This window comes from Pedobacter yonginensis (genome assembly GCF_003173595.1).
GTDB lineage: Bacteria > Bacteroidota > Bacteroidia > Sphingobacteriales > Sphingobacteriaceae > Pedobacter > Pedobacter yonginense.
The window spans coordinates 1,433,519-1,451,400 of record NZ_QGNZ01000001.1 but is presented as its reverse complement, the minus strand read 5'-3'; the positions used below and the strand labels follow the sequence as shown (position 1 = coordinate 1,451,400).

Annotated in this window: 19 protein-coding genes; 14 read left to right on the top strand and 5 right to left on the bottom strand. The window is 37.3% G+C overall.

The window, feature by feature from the left end:
- Positions 1–171: 171 nt before the first annotated feature.
- A complete protein-coding gene (locus DHW03_RS06370; RefSeq protein ID WP_109924859.1) occupies positions 172–528 on the top strand; it encodes a response regulator in 357 nt (118 codons plus the stop codon).
- On the opposite strand, the gene DHW03_RS06365 is transcribed toward DHW03_RS06370, so the two are convergent.
- Together DHW03_RS06365 and DHW03_RS06360 are read right to left on the bottom strand one after the other, a co-directional pair.
- Complete coding sequence (locus tag DHW03_RS06365; protein ID WP_109924858.1) at positions 525–1,835, bottom strand: ABC1 kinase family protein; 1,311 nt, start codon at positions 1,833–1,835, stop codon at positions 525–527. The genes DHW03_RS06370 and DHW03_RS06365 overlap by 4 nt on opposite strands.
- A 6-nt stretch (positions 1,836–1,841) precedes the next feature.
- Positions 1,842–2,495, bottom strand: a complete 654-nt coding sequence (locus tag DHW03_RS06360; RefSeq protein ID WP_109924857.1) for a TetR family transcriptional regulator C-terminal domain-containing protein — start codon at positions 2,493–2,495, stop codon at positions 1,842–1,844.
- A 221-nt stretch (positions 2,496–2,716) separates the two neighbouring features.
- Here DHW03_RS06360 and DHW03_RS06355 point away from each other — a divergent pair, with 221 nt between their 5' ends.
- From DHW03_RS06355 to DHW03_RS06335, 5 genes are all read left to right on the top strand, one after another.
- Positions 2,717–3,571, top strand: coding sequence for an HD domain-containing protein (locus DHW03_RS06355; protein WP_109924856.1), 855 nt, complete (start codon positions 2,717–2,719; stop codon positions 3,569–3,571).
- Positions 3,572–3,622: 51 nt separating this feature from the next.
- Positions 3,623–3,763, top strand: coding sequence for a twin-arginine translocase TatA/TatE family subunit (gene tatA / locus DHW03_RS06350; protein ID WP_109924855.1), 141 nt, complete (start codon positions 3,623–3,625; stop codon positions 3,761–3,763).
- 58 nt (positions 3,764–3,821) lie between these two features.
- Entirely contained in the window at positions 3,822–4,031 is a 210-nt protein-coding gene (locus DHW03_RS06345; protein WP_109924854.1) for a hypothetical protein, read from the top strand.
- A gap of 245 nt (positions 4,032–4,276) precedes the next feature.
- Complete coding sequence (locus tag DHW03_RS06340) at positions 4,277–7,771, top strand: PKD domain-containing protein (RefSeq protein ID WP_109924853.1); 3,495 nt, start codon at positions 4,277–4,279, stop codon at positions 7,769–7,771.
- Between the two features lie 2 nt (positions 7,772–7,773).
- Entirely contained in the window at positions 7,774–8,787 is a 1,014-nt protein-coding gene (locus DHW03_RS06335; protein ID WP_109924852.1) for a PorP/SprF family type IX secretion system membrane protein, read from the top strand.
- A gap of 45 nt (positions 8,788–8,832) precedes the next feature.
- Here DHW03_RS06335 and rpoN read toward each other — a convergent pair whose 3' ends face one another.
- Entirely contained in the window at positions 8,833–10,305 is a 1,473-nt protein-coding gene (gene rpoN, locus DHW03_RS06330; RefSeq protein ID WP_109924851.1) for an RNA polymerase factor sigma-54, read from the bottom strand.
- Between the two features lie 166 nt (positions 10,306–10,471).
- Between rpoN and mscL the strand changes: the two genes are divergently transcribed.
- Complete coding sequence (gene mscL, locus DHW03_RS06325) at positions 10,472–10,861, top strand: large-conductance mechanosensitive channel protein MscL (protein ID WP_109924850.1); 390 nt, start codon at positions 10,472–10,474, stop codon at positions 10,859–10,861.
- Positions 10,862–11,051: 190 nt separating this feature from the next.
- On the opposite strand, the gene DHW03_RS06320 is transcribed toward mscL, so the two are convergent.
- Positions 11,052–11,924 carry a ChaN family lipoprotein gene (locus DHW03_RS06320; RefSeq protein ID WP_109924849.1) on the bottom strand — a complete coding sequence of 291 codons (873 nt, stop codon included), beginning with the start codon at positions 11,922–11,924 and terminating at the stop codon, positions 11,052–11,054.
- A 130-nt stretch (positions 11,925–12,054) separates the two neighbouring features.
- Between DHW03_RS06320 and DHW03_RS06315 the strand changes: the two genes are divergently transcribed.
- The 7 genes from DHW03_RS06315 to tsaB all read left to right on the top strand — a co-directional run bounded on the left by DHW03_RS06315 (position 12,055) and on the right by tsaB (position 16,448).
- Positions 12,055–12,819, top strand: a complete 765-nt coding sequence (locus DHW03_RS06315) for a LiaF transmembrane domain-containing protein (protein WP_109924848.1) — start codon at positions 12,055–12,057, stop codon at positions 12,817–12,819.
- A 41-nt stretch (positions 12,820–12,860) separates the two neighbouring features.
- Positions 12,861–13,922 carry a sensor histidine kinase gene (locus DHW03_RS06310; protein WP_240618477.1) on the top strand — a complete coding sequence of 354 codons (1,062 nt, stop codon included), beginning with the start codon at positions 12,861–12,863 and terminating at the stop codon, positions 13,920–13,922.
- The gene (locus DHW03_RS06305; protein WP_109924847.1) at positions 13,900–14,634 is read left to right on the top strand and encodes a LytR/AlgR family response regulator transcription factor; all 735 of its coding nucleotides are present in this window, start codon (positions 13,900–13,902) and stop codon (positions 14,632–14,634) included. Before DHW03_RS06310 ends, DHW03_RS06305 begins: the two co-directional genes overlap by 23 nt.
- A 223-nt stretch (positions 14,635–14,857) precedes the next feature.
- Positions 14,858–15,016 carry a 50S ribosomal protein L34 gene (rpmH, locus tag DHW03_RS06300; RefSeq protein ID WP_010601723.1) on the top strand — a complete coding sequence of 53 codons (159 nt, stop codon included), beginning with the start codon at positions 14,858–14,860 and terminating at the stop codon, positions 15,014–15,016.
- 67 nt (positions 15,017–15,083) lie between these two features.
- Positions 15,084–15,482 (top strand): ribonuclease P protein component, encoded by a 399-nt coding sequence (locus tag DHW03_RS06295; RefSeq protein WP_109925030.1) that lies wholly within the window; start codon positions 15,084–15,086, stop codon positions 15,480–15,482.
- Positions 15,466–15,696, top strand: coding sequence for a membrane protein insertion efficiency factor YidD (gene yidD / locus DHW03_RS06290; protein WP_109924846.1), 231 nt, complete (start codon positions 15,466–15,468; stop codon positions 15,694–15,696). Before DHW03_RS06295 ends, yidD begins: the two co-directional genes overlap by 17 nt.
- Positions 15,697–15,758: 62 nt before the next feature.
- Positions 15,759–16,448 (top strand): tRNA (adenosine(37)-N6)-threonylcarbamoyltransferase complex dimerization subunit type 1 TsaB, encoded by a 690-nt coding sequence (tsaB, locus tag DHW03_RS06285; protein WP_109924845.1) that lies wholly within the window; start codon positions 15,759–15,761, stop codon positions 16,446–16,448.
- 13 nt (positions 16,449–16,461) lie between these two features.
- On the opposite strand, the gene DHW03_RS06280 is transcribed toward tsaB, so the two are convergent.
- Positions 16,462–17,871: a DUF5723 family protein gene (locus DHW03_RS06280; RefSeq protein ID WP_109924844.1), complete on the bottom strand. Its 1,410-nt coding sequence runs from the start codon at positions 17,869–17,871 to the stop codon at positions 16,462–16,464.
- Positions 17,872–17,882: the final 11 nt, after the last annotated feature.

Genomic DNA, 17,882 nt, shown 5'->3' with positions numbered 1-17,882 from the left:
ACGGAACAGCAAAATTTCATCTCTTTTAGCCTTGTACTGAAAGTTGAAGCACCTTAACTGAACATACCTACGCTAAGCCTTTAATTATATTAGGTTTGTAAAAAAATTAGAGATGTATTTTCAGAACGTACTTTTTATTATCTTTAAAGATTATTAGCCCTATAAAATCTTATGAAGAAAAAAGTTGTTCTTGTTCAGGATAACAAAGACATCCTAGACATTATGGATCAAGTTTTGGATGAGGAGGGATTTGATGTTACCGCATCATTAACAACCGAACCGATAGAAAATATAGATGAGATTGAACCCGATATCATCGTTATTGACGACCATATTAAAGGCACAAAAAAAGGATCAGAAATTATTAACGAATTAAAATCTGACCCTGAAACTGAAGATATTCCTGCCGTATTAACCTCTACATCAAACAAATTACCACAGCAGGCCGAAGACTGCAATGCTGATGATTACATAGAGAAACCTTTTGATATCGATCACATGGTTGATGTAGTTAAGAAAAACGTTTAAACCGCTTTCTCTAAAGTCGGTTTAAACGTATCGGTGTTTACAGTGGCGTTTAGCTCATGTAATATCGTATATAACCCAAAGTTGGTTCGGTTTACATAAATAAAGTGTTTAACACCTCTAGCTTGTTTAAATTCAGGCATTTTTGATATTTTTTCTCCATAAGCATACAACTGCTCAAAAAATTCTGGCTTACTAAAATCGAAAGATTTGCTGATGTAAGGTTTAGCAAAAAGCTCAATCATTTCTCTGTACGATTTATAATAGAACTCTATTTGTGCTGGGGTATCTTCCTTATGGATCATATCCAGTTTTCTAAAAGCATCTATCGTTTTATCCCGATCATTAATAACATCAGTAGATATTAGCGAGAAAAAAGGGTAATAAAAATCATCAGGCATTTCTTTTATACAGCCAAAATCGATTACACCTAAGTTCTCCTCTGGCGTAATCATAAAGTTGCCTGGATGTGGATCGGCATGTACAGCCCTTAACTCATGCTGCTGAAAATTGTAGAAATCCCACAATGCCTGTCCGATTTTATTCCTCAATTCTTGTGAAGGATTTGTTTTTAAAAACTCTTTCAAATGCAAACCATCAATCCAATCCATTGTTATAATCCGCTTACCCGATAGCTCTGGGTAATATCTCGGAAACACAACATGATCGAGATTGCTACAAGCCTCAGAAAACTCGATAGATCGTTTAACCTCCAACTCGTAATCTGTTTCTTCCAGCAATCGCTCTTCAACCTCTTTGATGTAAATATTTAATTCCTTTTCTGACATGCCAAGCAAGCGAAAGGCAAAAGGCTTAACCAATTTTAAATCAGATGAAATGCTATCGCCAACACCAGGATATTGAATTTTGACGGCTAATTTTTTTCCGTTTAAGGTGGCTTGATGCACCTGTCCGATAGAAGCCGCATTGCTGGAAACGAGATTGAAGCTGTCGTAAATGTTTTCGGGTGTTTTTCCGAAGTTCTTGGTAAAAGTTCTAACAATTAGCGGCCCAGATAAAGGCGGCGCATTGTATTGCGATTGTGTAAACTTATCAACGTAGGATTTTGGCAGGATGTTTTTATCCATGCTCAGCATTTGAGCAATTTTAAGTGCACTGCCCTTTAACTCACTTAACGATTTATAAATGTCAGTGGCATTATCTTCATTCAGCTGCGCTCTGTCCAAATCTGGATTAAAAAGCTTTTTAGAATAATGTTTAATGTAATTTCCGCCGATTTGAAAACCTGTTTTTACAAATTTCGCCGAACGCTCTACTTTTGTTGTTGGAATACTCTCTTGTGCTTTCATTAAATTTTAAAACCCCATTCTCTCTTTAAATTTTCCATTTCTAGACAAAAATTTTCCGTACTCCAGTAAATTATCAATAGGAGAGTGTTGGAAAAGATCAAAAGTTACATTGATGCCTTTTTCTATAGCCTCATCGCTTTTCTCAAAAGCCTCGCTCTCATCATTAACCCAAAAATTAACGATAAAGGCAAACTGAATCCAAAGGGCATCTTTGTATCGCTTACTTAAAAACCTACGCTCGGCCAATTCGCCGCTTTCAAGTCCTTCATTTATAATATCTTCGGCAAAGTTTTCGAAAATTGGTTTAACACCAGCAAGCACATCAGGAGTAGAAAATTTGCCTTTAAAATGCTTTAAGCTGTAAATAATAAAGCTTCGTTCGTTTTTAAGGTTTTCTAAATAACTATAAAAGAAAGAAAGCATCTTTTCTCTGGAAGTGTATTGGTTCCAAACCTCTTGCTCTTTAACCTTATTAATAGTATCGTGAGTAAGCTCAAACCAGATTGTTTTCTCAATACTTTCAAAGGAAGAAAAAAACTGGTAAAAATCAGCCTCTGTAATTTTCAATTTCTTAACAAAACTGTAAACAGTTTTTGGTTTCTCATTATGTGTTAAAACATAATCGAGATATGCAGTTCTAATTTGTTGAGCCGTTGCCATTTTGATTCTTTTTTTATTAATAACGGACAATTTACAAACTTGGTTTTGCTTGTGTATGTTTTATCAATCATTGCATTGTAATAATCATTTTCAAAATATTTGAAAGTTTATTTACAAGTCGTTCGTATTCGATTTTGAATGCTTTTGTTGAAAAATAACCGAACTAATTACTAAAAATATTAGTAAGTTTGTGTAACGTTAAATGGAATAAATTAGGGGATATGGTACAGCTAAACGATTTTTTATACGGCAATATGCAAGTGCCAAAAGTCTTTCACGATTTGTTAAATACAGATGCATTAAAACGCTTAGCTGGCGTACATCAAAGTGGAGCAATTTATTTGGTAAATCCAGATATTTGTCATTCTCGATTGGAGCATGCAATTGGTGTGATGATGTTGATACGAATGCTTGGCGGCTCAGAGCTAGAGCAAATTGCAGGGTTGTTACACGATGTTTCGCATACGGCATTTTCTCACGTGGGCGATTATGTTTTTGACAATGTAGATGAAAACTACCATGAACAGATCTTTGATGAAGTGCTTTCAAATTCCGAAATTCCGCAGGTTTTAATTCATCATGGATATACAATTGATCAAATTGTCTCAGGCAGATTTAGCATCCTTGAACAACCTTTGCCATTGCTCTGTGCAGATCGACTAGATTATACGCTTAGAGATGGCGTGTATGCAGGCATAATTTCCAGGCAACGTGCTCGGGAATTTTTAAATTCTATAAAACTAAAGGATGGAAAAATTGCGGTTACAAATGAAGTTGATGCCGATTGGATTAATCAATCTTTCAAAAAACTGAATAACGAAGTTTTTAAGCTTCCCATTTATTTATATGCAAATGGCAAAATGGCCGAGTTGATTAAGGATTTAATCCAAAAGGGTGTTTTAACTCAAAGCGACCTTTTTAAAACGGATACCATGCTGCTCAATAAGATAAGAAGTAATTTTGCAGGCTATGAAGCCATAAAATCAATCAAGCAACTTCGTGGATTTGCCGAATTTATGCGGCATGGGGCAGTTCCCAAAGTAAAAGATAGAACCTTAAAAGTATTAGTTGCCTGATGAAATAAAACCATATTATTTATTTGGCGTATATTGTAAAAAAGAAGAGCCATGTCAGTTTTAGAAATCATTTTAGTTGGAGCCGTTATTATATTAATTTTTGGTGGTAAAAAATTGCCGGAACTTATGCGGGGAATTGGTAAAAGTGTTAGATCTTTTAAAGAAGGTAAGGACGAACCCAATGGCAAATAAAATGCCTACAAACTTTATCCCATTCCAGCTGTTGTTAATTTGAATTAAATCTAAAATTATGGATGCCAAAGAGAACGCCGAAACGATTAAACAAGAAAATTCTAATTTAAAAGTGGAAAACCCTGCTAAAGGCATTAACGATTGGAACGATCGATTGGATGAGAATTTAGAACCAACAGATCATAATGATGTTGCTGCCGACGAAAAAGCGGAAGACTTTTCCAAGAAATTCGGAAGCGGAGATCAGTCTGACGATGATGGTAAATAAAAATTGATTTGGAACATCCCATCTAGTTTTCAGATGTCTTGTCTGAAATCTGAATAAACTTGTATCTTGACAAAGTCTTTGTAAATATTTTTTTACATCAACCCCTGTGAATTTTACACCAAACTCATTTTTTTGAATTTAAATGGTTAATTTATAGCAACTTGTTTTTTGTTGTATTTCATAAATAGTATATTGCATTCCGATTTTGATGAAATGCAATATTCCCCAAACAATACAAACAAGAAATGAATAAGGTCTTAATCTTTATTTTTATTCTATTTGTATCCATTACCACTCGCGTATTTGGTCAAAATATTTCAAATGAAGGAACAGATTTTTGGGCTGTTTTTCCAACCCATGTTCCGAATAGCCCGTCAACACTTGCAAATCTTGCCGTTTTTGTAACTTCAAAATTTGATACCGAAGTAACCGTAAGCTGCGGAACATACACGGCTACCAAAGCCATCCCTGCAAATACAGCTGTTCAGTTTGATGTTGATCGCAATGCGGCCTATATAAGTTTGGGTGAAGCCAATATCAATCTGATTAACAGGGGAATACATATTAAGGTTACAGATGGAAAACCGAAAGTATCGGCCTATACCCATATATATGCGGGTGCAAGATCAGCCGCTTCATTGATTTTGCCATTTGAAACACTTGGGCAAACCTATTATTCGATGAACTACACGCAATCGACAGGAGGAAATAATTTTCTTGCATTGGTGGCGGCAGAAGCAAACACAACCTTACTCATACATGAAAAAACGGGAACTGTAAAAACGATTACGCTTGCTAATGCCGGTGATGTTTACGAATATGTAGGCACAGGAAATGCAGATTTAACTGGGGTTTATGTAGAATCTGATCCAGCAACATCATCGTGTAAGCGTTTTGCCGCTTTTTCTGGCACCTCCGTTGTGATGATTGCCTGTACTGGCTCTCAAGATCCATTGTACCAACAACTTTATCCAACGGTAAGCTGGGGTAGAAATTATGGCGTTGTTCCTTTTATTGATAGACGGTATATCTTAAGAATCTTGGCACAAGACGATAATACGATTGTCAATTTCGCCGGACAAACAATTACGCTTAAAAAGGGAGAATTCTACGAAAGCACAATTTTAGTCGAACCAACTTTTATCACCTCTGATAAATTAATTAGTGTTGCGCAGTATTCATTAACCCAAGGCTGCTCCTCGGTGAATGGAACAAATTTAATTGGCGATCCGGAAATGGTTATTCTAAATCCAATTGAGTTTAACATTAAAGCGGTCACCGTGTTTTCTTCCTCACTACAAGCCATTGCGGTTCGGTATCTTAACATCTTAATCCGTGCAAATAAAACTGGCACTTTCAAAATAAATGGTGTAGCGCCAGTTGTGGCTTGGAAACCACTAACCAGTAATCCTACCTATGCCTATGCACAAATTCCGGTAAGCTCTAATAGTTTAACACTCACAGCCGATGAAGGATTCAATGCAATTGCCTACGGCTTTGGCCAGGCAGAATCTTATTCGTATTCTGCCGGAACAAACTTATCCTCTAACAATTATTTAACGGTTGTTAATGAAGCAAAAAAAGAGGAATATCCAAATGGTTGTATCGGTACTGAAGTCGATTTTAAGATTAATTTACCCTATCAACCTGATAAAATTACTTGGAGTTTAGATGGGGAGCCAGATGTGATTACACTAAACCCTGTTCCCGAAGTTAAAACCACAAACGGACAGAAAACCTACATTTATCGTTACCCAGCCAATAAAACCTACACAATAACAGGCGAATATCATTTGGGTGTGGTGGCGCATGTCCCCAACAATGCATCTAATTGCGTGAGCGGAGATTTGGTCACGAATTATGTGTTTACCATTTACGATTTGCCTACTGCTAAATTTACAGTTTCGCCCACAAGTTGCGCCAAATCTGATGTTACTTTTACCGATCAAAGTACATCAAATAATCCCGATTTCGGGATAACCAATTGGTTTTGGGATTTTGGTGATGGTAAAACATCAACAGAGCAAAACCCAAAACATCAATACGATGAAGAGGGAGATTATAACGTAACGCTATCTGTTAAATCGGGAACAGGCTGCTATTCAGATCCAACACCAGTTACTGTGGTAAGCATTTATCCATTGCCTGTTTCTGCCTTTAGTGCCCCAGCAATAAGTTGTATAAATACAGATGTATTGATTACAGATCAATCTACAATCAGCAGTGCAAAAACGCCCAATACCATCATAAATTGGCATTGGGATTTTGGCGATGGAACGCCGCCTGTAGATCAAACAACACCTGCAGCGTTTGCGCATCAGTACGCCACGCCAGGTACTTACACCATCTCTTTAACAACAACTTCGGCACGTGATTGCGTGAGTAATGTAGTAAGCGCTAGCATTACCATTACCAATTTACCTTCCGCAGATTTTTCGATCCCTGATATATGCTTGAATGATGCTTTTGCCCTTTTTGTAAATAAATCTGTTGACGCCACGGGTGGTAATGGTGCCTTTACCTACAAGTGGACTTTCGGTGATGCTGTCAATTCAACCCCATCCAACCCGAATACCAGCACGACTAAGGATGGTAAGCACAATTATTCGGTAGCAGGCACCTATAAAGTAACATTAGAAATTTCCAATGCAAATGGTTGCATTTCAACTAAAAATCAAGACTTTACGGTGAATGGAGCAGTAGAGAATGCCGAATTCACCATCCAAAACGAGGCGAATCTATGCAGCAGCGCGGATGTGGTCATCAATAATACATCCAATGCATTTTTTGGAAAGATTACCAAAATTTATATTTACAAGGACTTTCTTAATGCGCCGGGAGATTTTATCACCATTAATTATCCTACAAGTGATGATATTCGATTAAGCTACCCGTCATTTGGAGGTTTAACGGATAAAAAATACACCATTAGATTGGTAGCTTACTCTGGAGAAACCTGTTTTAAGATCAAAGATGCAGAGATCACGATTAAACCCACACCTCAGTTAGAGTTTACGGAGCTTGCTTCCGTTTGTCAGGCTGATGGCGATGTAATCATCAATCAAGCAAGGGAAACGTCCGGTATTTTAGGGAAGGGCGTTTATACTGGCGAAGGCATTGATGCTACTGGGAAGTTCGATCCTAAAAAAGTAAATATAGGCACACATACCATTACTTATACCTTTACGGCTGATAATGGCTGCCCAGCCTCTATCAGCCAAACGATAGTGGTTTATAAATCTCCAAGGGCCAATGCCGGATTCACCACCTATATTCTATCTGGTGGCGAAACAACCATTCAGGCATCTGCCGAAGGCGATAACCTAACTTATAAATGGACACCAGCTTTGGGGCTAAGTAGCGATCGGGTTTTGAATCCAGTAGCCTCACCAGTAAAAGACACCGAATATACACTCGTCGTTTCTACTGATCAGGGTTGTACGGCTACTTCAACCATTACCATAAAAGTTTTGCAGGCTTTAACTCCGCCAAATTCTTTCTCGCCAAATGGCGATAATATTAATGATGTATGGAACATCCAATATCTAGACAGCTACCCGAATGCCACTGTTGAAATTTTCAACAGACTAGGAACAAGGGTGTTCTTTAGTAATGGTTATAAAATTCCTTTTGATGGTAATTTCCAAAATGTATCTTTACCTGTGGGAGTTTATTATTTTGTCATTAATCCCAGAAATGGACGTAAATCAGTAACAGGACCGCTCACTATAATCAGATAAAATTGAAAAAATTAATTTTACTATTATCCCTCACTATTCTCTCAATAACTGGCTTTTCTCAACAAAAGCCACAATACACGCAATATATATTTAACCAGTATTTGCTTAATCCTGCATTGTCTGGCATAGAAAATTATGTTGATTTTAAAGCGGGCTATCGTAAGCAATGGGCCGGAATTTCTGATGCTCCACAAACATCTTTTGTTTCTGCGAACTGGGCGCTTGGCGATAATCAGCTCTGGAGCAATGCCTTAACCTCCTTTCCTGAGCAAACTGGAAATCCAATGGATCGAAATTATACTCAAAATTACACTTCCTCTCCATCTCATCATGGCATGGGGGTTACAGGCGTACTCGATAAAACCGGTCCAATATCACGGTTAGATGCAAATTTAACTTATGCTTATCATTTACAACTAAGTAATAATTTTAACCTATCAGTAGGTGTTGCAGCAGGGATTTCTAGAATTAGCCTAGATGTAAATGCACTTACGTTCGAAAACCCAAACGAGCCTATTTTATCAAGAGCCTTGGTAACACAAATTAAACCCGATGTAAGTGTTGGGTTGTGGCTCTATGGTGCTCGCTTGTTTGCTGGTTTGTCAGCACAGCAAATTTTACCTCAAAAATTAAGCTTCACTGGAGATGCTTCTTATAATCAGGGAAAAGAAATTCCCCATATCTTTGCAACTGCTGGTTATAAATTCTATGTAGATAATGAGATTGCAGCCATCCCTTCATTTATGGTCAAATTTGCCTCTCCAACACCTGCATCGGTAGATTTAAATATGAAATTTGCTTTTAAAGATAAGGTGTGGCTTGGTGGAAGTTATCGTAAAGGTGATTCCTTTGCTGCAATGGCCGGATTTAACATCGGTAAAATGGTCAATCTTACTTACTCATACGATTTTACCACATCCGAATTAAATCAGGTAAGCAACGGTAGTCATGAGATTGTTTTAGGTTTATTGCTAAACAACATCTACAAAGTTCCGTCTTACATCAAAATGTGGTAAAACCGATTCAAATTTTATGGATTAATCAATAGAAGCCGTTTAACGTTATAATTCTTTTCTTAAACGTGCTACCGGAATATTCATTTGTTCGCGATATTTCGCAACCGTTCGTCTGGCGATGTTGTAACCTCTTTCTTTCAAAATATCAGTTAGTTTTTCATCAGCCAAGGGTCTGCGTTTATCTTCGTTTCCAATGCAATCTTCAAGAATTTTTTTCACTTCCTTGTTGGATACTTCCTCGCCATTTTCGGTTTGAATGGCTTCAGAGAAGAAAGATTTCAATAAGAAAGTTCCAAATTCGGTTTGTACGTATTTGGAGTTGGCCACCCTCGATACGGTTGAAATATCCATATCGATTTTATCAGCTATGTCTTTCAAAATCATCGGGCGCATTTTGCGCTCATCAGCAGTGAGAAAATACTCATACTGATAGTGCATAATCGCATTCATGGTTTTAAGTAAGGTTTGCTGTCTTTGTTTTATGGCGTCAATAAACCATTTTGCCGAATCTAGCTTTTGCTTCACAAACTGAACCGCCTCCTTAAGTTTTTTATCTTTTGATGAGGCTTTATCATAGTGCTCAAACATTTCTTGATAAGAGCGACTTACTTTCAGTTCTGGTGCATTTTTAGAATTTAGCGTGAGTGTTAAAATTCCATCATTATTGCTGATGTGAAAATCAGGAATAATTTGCATTTGCTTGGTTGTTATTTGATTGGCATCACCCGGTTTAGGGTTTAAGCGCAATATTTCATTAACCACCTCCTTAAGTTCTTCGCTATCTAAGCCTAGGCTTTTTTCTAATTTATCGTAATGTTTTCGGGTAAATTCATCCAAATAATTTTCAACCACATTCATGGCTTTCACAATAATTGGGTTATTGGCATCTTTGCGCTTTAACTGAATCACCAAGCACTCTTTCAAATCTCTTGCGCCAATTCCCGGAGGATCAAAACTCTGTATCAAACGCAACATTTCAACCACATCCTCTTCCTCAACAATTACGTTCTGAGAGAAGGCCAAATCATCAATCATCGAGCCTAGCGGACGACGTAAATAACCATCATCATCTAAACTTCCAATAATTTGTTTACCAATGATAAAATCCTGATCGGATAATGGAACTAAATCGAGCTGTTCTTGCAAACTTTCGAAAAAAGTACTCTCAATCGCAATTGGGGTTTCTTTTTTCTCATCATCATCATCGCCATTATTGTAATTGGTGCTGTAATCGTTGGTATTGTCATCCTGTAGATAATCATCTACATTAAACTCATCTATGCTCGTTTCTTCCGACGATTTTTCGTAATCATCTGGCCCATCATTTAAATCGTCATACTCGCCTTTAGGCTCATCTGCCGTCATTAAACTCGGATCTTCGAGTGCCGGATTATCTTCTAATTCTTCTTTTACACGGGTATCTAAGGCAACAGTCGGTACTTGCAACAACTTTATAAATTGTATTTGTTGAGGCGATAACTTCTGTAATAATTTTTGTTGTAAATGTTGCTTTAGCATATTATGTATAAAAGAATTGGAGCAAAAATAAACAAATCATCTCAGATATTTTCCAGAATAGCATAAATGCTGACTTAATGGCTGATTTAAATTTTTGCTAAAACGTTTGTAATAACTTTAATGTTTGCTACTTTAGTAAATAAATCATTCTAAACTTCGTTCAATTATGGGATTTGTAAAAGAATTTAAAGATTTTGCCGTAAAAGGCAATGTTATCGATTTAGCAGTCGGTGTTATTATTGGAGCCGCATTTGGTAAAATTGTAAGTTCATTAGTAGAGGATATTATCACTCCAGCCGTACTGGGCCCCGCGCTAAAGGCTGCCAAGTTGGAAGATTTGACTAAACTGGTCATACCTGGAACGGCTATTAAGTATGGTAACTTCTTATCTCAGGTTATCACATTTATTATTGTTGCCTTGGTGCTGTTTATCATCATCAAAGTGGTAAATAACATGAAGAAAAAAGAAGTAGCAGCTCCTACTGCTCCTCCTGCACCAACAAAAGAAGAAATCCTTCTAACAGAAATAAGAGATTTGCTTAAAACTAAGGCATAATATTTGGAAGAGGCTGTGTCATAAACCACAAATAAGTGTGGCAAACAAAATTTTATTTTGAACCGTATAAGACACACCAGGAGCGATAGAAAATTCACACGCAAATTTGAATTTAAAATCAATTGGGCTTTTTGTTGTAAAATATTATTTAGCGACCTCAGACGTGAATTGAACTATGATGCAGCCTCTCTTACTCACTTTTTTTGCTTTTCGGCTTTGTTAAAATGATATAATCGCCTAAAATTTTGAATTTTTCCCAATCTGGTTTTTCAAGACTTTCGTCAGAAAATGAAGAAATATTTAAAATTTTTAACTTAGGCGCGTACATTTTAAGCTTTGCCAATGTGCCCAGTTTTTCGTCGCTATGAAAACGGCCGTTTAGTTGCAAAATTTTGATTCCTTTATGCGCTTTTGCAAACTTTGCAATTGACCAAGCCATAGTAGCATCCCAAAAATTTTGGGTTTGATAAACTTTCATTGTGCCCATGTTATGCCCGCCCAAAGTTTCAATAAACTTTTCGTTGTATCTACCTGTTGCAGTGTCTATTGGGAGAGGCGGTAAAAATGCCTTGGAAGTTTCAGGAAAGTTGTTTAGTGCCCCTAAACCGCTCACCGTTACCGCATTACTATATCGGGCGGCAGCATTTGCGGCAATTACCTGTAGCTGATTTAGTTTTGCATATTCAACCGCTGGGCGATAATCTATATAGTTTCCCCATGCCCTGCTTTCTTTGATAAAGTTTTTCTCTGAGATTACACCCGCTAGGTATTCATTTACAATGGGCTGAACATCAGTATGAAACATTTCGAGACTTAGGGCAATCTGTTTAGGATATTTTTCATTCAGTTTTTTAAATAGTTCTGCCTCCAAAATATGCCCGATGGAATCGTTATGCTCTTCTCCAAAAAATAAAACATCCGCTTTTTCAACGTCTAATACAATATCATCCAATGAGATGGTTTTTTGCTTTTTTACATCGTAAACCTTAAAAGTGGTATTTATATTTTGGGCATAAACTATACTCGGCAGCATAAATGCGACCATTAAAACAAGGATTTTCATGCCCTCAAAATAAGAAAATAAATTTCACCGATGAAATGACTACGCTTACCGTGTTTTAACCATTTCTTAAAGGTTCTCCGTTTAACCGCTTAATTTTTATAAATACTTTTGATTATCAATATAAATGCAAATGGAAAATCTAAATAATATAAACAAAAACTCTGGTCGGGTATGGAGCGGAGCAATAATTGTCATCATCGGATTGGCTTTTCTACTCAATAATATCGGATTAGATATTCCGAGGTGGATATTTAGCTGGCACACCTTTTTAATTGTACTGGGTTTGTTTCTTGGTTTAAGGAGAAATTTTAAGGGCATAGGCTGGTTAGTGGTACTCTTGGTTGGTATTTACAACACGCTCCAACGCATCCCCGGTCTTGATGTTGATATCTCTAAATATGCACTGGGTTTTGGCTTGGTAATCGTTGGCGCATTTCTAATTCTTAGGCCCAAATCCAATTTCGAAAAGAAGAAATTCAAGGCTAATTTCAATGATCAATTGGCGGAAACTGATGAACCCTCAACATTTAAAGGCAAAGAAAAAAATATGATGAATAACGATGTTCTTGATGTAACGGCAGTTTTTGGCGGTAGTCATCAAATCGTTTATTCGAAAGATTTTCAGGGAGGGGATATTACTGCAGTTTTTGGTGGTGCAGATATCAACCTGACCCAAACTGATTTTGTGGATACTGTTTCGCTAGATGTTACTGCTGTGTTTGGTGGAATAAAATTGGTTGTTCCGCAAAATTGGGCCATCAAATCAAATGTTACCGCCTTGTTTGGAAGTGTAGAAGACAAAAGAGCACACATGATGCCAAACGGAGAGATACATAAAACCTTAGTATTAGATGGTACAGCCATGTTTGGCGGTATCGAAATTAGAAGTTTTTAGAACGCCAAAGAAAATTGTTTACCAAAACTAACTAAACAGCTTTGATTACCAGACCTTTAACCATCCCTAAAATACAGAAAACATCATTAGCCTTCATCATCGTTTGGGTTTTTCTGTGTGCCATTGGTTTGCATTATTTTGTAAACTATTCATGGTCAATTTCTTTTACAGATAGTTTCGTCAATAATTTTCTTTTGGCATTGGCCTGCATCAGCATCAGCAACATGCTGGGCTATTATCAACCAAAAAACGAAAGGATCTTATACGTATTAATCGTAACACTGGCGCTCACCTTTGTAATCATCTACCTGGCGAAATATACGATGCAGTACATTTTTGTTGATTATAAAGACTACATCGACTTTTACAATTTCTCATTTCCCTTTCGGGGATTGATTTCTTTCATGTGCTTAGGCTGGTGTGCTTTGGCAAATATTTTATGGTATAGGCTAGAGGAACAATCTGAAACACAAGAGAGACTTTCTGCCGCGAAAGGTTTGGCAAAAGAAGCTGAATTAAACAAGCTCAGACATCAATTACAACCTCATTTTTTATTTAACAGCTTAAATTCGGTATTTGCCCTTACGATGGTAAACTCAAAAGAGGCGGGCGTGATGATTACCAAGTTGGCCTCCTTTTTACGGGGTACCTTAAAGCGGGATGATGAATTGTGGGTTTCGGTAGAAGAAGAAATGGAGTACATCCAGTTGTATTTAGATATTGAGAAAGTTCGATTTAGCCACCGCCTTAACATCGAAGTTAACGTAGCGGATGATACCTTGAACTTACGTTTGCCTGGCACGTTATTGCAACCCATTGTAGAAAATGCCATTAAGTTTGGTTTATACAATACCTCCTCAAAAATTACCATAAAGGTAGATGTAACTGTAGATGAGCAGCTTTTAAAGCTTCGAGTAGAAAACCCTTTCGATCCAGAAATGAAAGCGACCGGTGGAACTGGCTTCGGCTTAACTTCAATTAAGCGGCGATTATATCTTTTATTTGCTAACCCACATTTATTGCAAACTGAAATTGAGGCAAATAATTTATATATTACCACTCTAAAAATTCCACAAAAAAATGATCAGGACCATACTAATTGATGATGAGCCTTTAGCCAGAGATGTTGTAAAACACTACCTTTCAGATTATCCAGAAATAGAGGTAGTAGCGGAGTGTTGCGATGGTTTTGAAGGCTTAAAAGCAATTACTTTACACAAACCCGATTTAATTTTCTTGGATATTCAGATGCCTAAAATAAGTGGATTTGAAATGCTGGAACTGGTAGAGGAGAAGCCAGCGGTTATTTTTACCACCGCATTTGATGAGTATGCCATTAAAGCCTTCGAAGTTAATGCAGTAGATTACCTTCTTAAACCGATTGATAAAAGTCGCTTTGATGCCGCAATAAAAAGGCTTCCTGCGAAACTTAGCCAAGCAGATAATAATGATGCTATATTAAGTGCGGCGGCGTTAACCCCTGCTCAAAACAGTAGGGTGGTGGTTAAAAAAGACGGTGTGATTAAGATCATCCCAATTGCTGAAATAAACTACCTCGAAGCAGATGATGATTACGTTAAACTTAGCACGGTGGAGGGTAATTATTACAAAAACAAAACGATGGCCTTCTTCGAGCAGACATTAGATGCCGGACAGTTTATCCGTATTCATCGTTCGTACATCATAAACCTGGCGCAGGTAACTAAAATAGAACTTAAGGAGAAGGATAGTTATGTTGTATTACTCAAATCAGATATTTGGTTGCCGGTAAGTAAAACGGGCTATGTGAAGTTGAAGGCCGCATTGGGTTTGTAGGCCTGAGTTGGTTTATTTGAAATCCGATTCAAAGGCTACAATTTCGTTCGGCGGCTTGCTCGTTGATCCCCTCAGTCTCCATCAGATGCCAAAATTCTGAAAAGAATTACTACATTTGCTTTTCAAATAGTAAAAATAAAAACAAAACACTCTTGCAATTGTAGAGAAATCGCTTTATATTTGCACCTCTTAATTTTGAAATTATAATAGATAATATACAGTCATGAAAAGAACATACCAACCTTCGCAAAGAAAGAGAAGAAACAAACACGGCTTCCGCGAAAGAATGGCAACAGCTAACGGCAGACGAGTATTAGCATCACGTCGTGCTAAAGGAAGAAAAAGATTAACAGTTTCTGACGAACGCAAGCATAAAGCATAATTTTTGATTGCTTTTCCGAGCAATCGGAATCGGCAGATCAAATTCTGCAATTATCAATCAAAAATATATGTACACATTCAGGAAAGAAGAACGGTTATGCAGCAGAAAACATTTAGATCTGCTGTTTAAAAACGGTTCTTCTTTTTTATTATACCCATTTCGGGTTTCTTACCTCTTTATTGATGAAACTGCTGATGTACAGGCACAAGTAGTGATCAATGTTCCAAAAAAGAGATACAAAAGAGCGGTTGATCGCAATTTACTCAAGCGGCGCATTCGCGAAGCCTACCGCCTAAACAAACAAGAAAAGTTTTATAGCCAATTACCAGCAGGGAAAGGCTTACTGCTGTTTTCCATTCAATTTGTTGGGAAGGAAAAGTACGATTTTGAGTTTATTCAAAAAAAACTAATCGCAACCTTCAAACGATTTCAGAACTTAATCCAACCAAATGAAAGTCATCAATAAAATTTTCGGCTGGTTTTTTTTGGGATTAATTCGCATTTACCAATATGCAATTTCGCCTATGTTGGGTGCAAATTGCAGGTTTACACCAACATGCTCACAGTACGGTATCGAAGCAATTAGAAAGTATGGGCCTTTTAAAGGAGGTTGGATGGCTTTGAAGCGTATCGGTCGCTGCCACCCTTGGGGTAAGCATGGTCACGATCCGGTTCCTTAGTGCAGACAAAAATTCCGCCTAATTGGCTTTTAACCTTTCTGCTTTAAGCTTATCTTTGCCTTATGGCTAAAATACTTCAGATAGAATCAGCAACTTCAGTATGTTCGGTGGCAGTGTCCGTTGATGGAAAAACCGTTGCCTTAAAAGAAGAAGTAGGGCAGAATTTACATGCAAGCAGACTTACGATTTTTATCGAAGAAGTAGTTAAAATGGCTGGGTTAGCCTTAAGCGATTTAGATGCCATTGCAGTAAGTAAAGGCCCCGGTTCTTATACCGGGTTACGCATAGGCGTATCAACCGCAAAGGGATTATGCTATGCGCTTGATTGCCCCTTAATCGCCATCGAAACATTAGAAATGATGGCTGCCGGATTTTTAATCCAAAACCCGGATTATGAGGGCTTGGTTTGCCCCATGATTGATGCTCGTAGGATGGAGGTTTATACGACCATTTTCGATAGAAATCTAAATACGCTCGAATCAACCACAGCCAAAATTATCGATGAGCAAAGCTTTGCGGATTTTCTCCATCAGCAAAAAATAACTTTTATTGGAGATGGTTCTGCTAAATGTAAGGAAGCCATAACACACACAAATGCAGCCTTTTCTGAGGGGAACTTCAATTCGGCAAGTTACATGTCGTTACTTGCCGAAAAGGCCTTCAAAAATGGTAGTTTCGAAAATGTTGCCTACTTCGAGCCTTTTTATTTAAAAGACTTTGTTGTAACTCAACCCAAAAAGGCTAAAGCTTAAACACATCTGCACGTTACTTTCTGCTAAAAATAGAAAACAATTTTTTAAAGAAGCTCCCGCCCTCGTTATCGTTAATGCCTGGCATTACATCACTAAACTGAGGATGATTCACTACATCGCCGAATTTGATGCCTATGCCCATATAAAAGGAACCTCCATTCGGACCCGAACCAATGTTCGCGTCGTTCTTAATGATACCATTTACTTGGCTTGCCGTTGATAAAAGATTATCCGTTCCTAAAAACATTTCGAAGTTCGGGGTTTGATATTTAGCTTGTAAACCCACCATAAATATGTTATTGAGGTTGTAAAGGGGAGTAACGCTTCCCGAGAAATCATTGTAATTAAATGTATTTATAAAAGCAACATCGCCACCTTTATAAAAAAGATTTTTTGACACCGCCAGCGCTGGTTTGTAAAAACCATAGCTTTTAGAGAGGTAAACATCTATTTTTGCATTTGTAGGTGCTAAAAATTTGCTTCCCTGCTCTGACAAAAGAAAAATATCCTTTATTTCTTGATTGGTATTGCCCTGATTGAATGCAATATTGTTTATCGTTTTAAACGTGTTTGCTGTTGTTTTGGTTGTGTTGTTTCTCCACCAAATAAAGCCAAGATCTTTAATGTTGGCCATTAAAAATAATCCTTTTTTTGTTGTATAGTTGGTTCCAAAACTTATGGAAAGCCCTGGGTTTTTAAAGGTAGGAAAGAATGTTTTTTTATCAATTTCCTGAGTATCTGTAAAGTTGGCAGAGTAAACGCCCGCTAAGCCAATATCGAGTGAATTGGTTTCGGGGTTTATGTACAAATAAGAATCCGAAACCGATAGTTTATTATAAAGAATTCCACTTAACAAGCTTGCTTTTACGCCGAAAGCTAGTTTTTTATTGTAATTCTCTCGATAGGTAAAGCTAAATTGATGGTAGGTTTGTTGGTATCCCTTAACATTTAAAACATCGTTAAGTTCTGTAAGCGCTGGAAAACGGGTATAACTATCGAAAATAGCAATGGCATCATTGGGGTAATCAATCTGAGCATCGGATCTAATTTGCCATGCAAAACCCATTTCTTTTTGATATTTGTAGGATTTAAAAAGACGAAAGGTAGCCACATAGATGTTGCTGTTTTCAAAGAAATGGTTCATCTGTCCAGTTCCAACAGGCAAAGTTCTGGTATCATTTACCCCTTCTTGTGTAAGTTTTCTGATGATGTACTCGGCACTTCCTTTATTGGCGGCATTAAAGCCAAAGTTTGGCAAAAAGAAATTAGATGAAAATTTTCTGGAAGAATCGAGCGTGAACGATTTTTGAGATGGATTTTCAAAAGCATCGAACATGGTTTTTGTCCCAAATAAGGCATATTGCTGTGCGCTTACAGCTGTAAAGCTGATTACTGCCACAAAGGCGAGTAAAAGTTTCTTCATGTATATTGTTT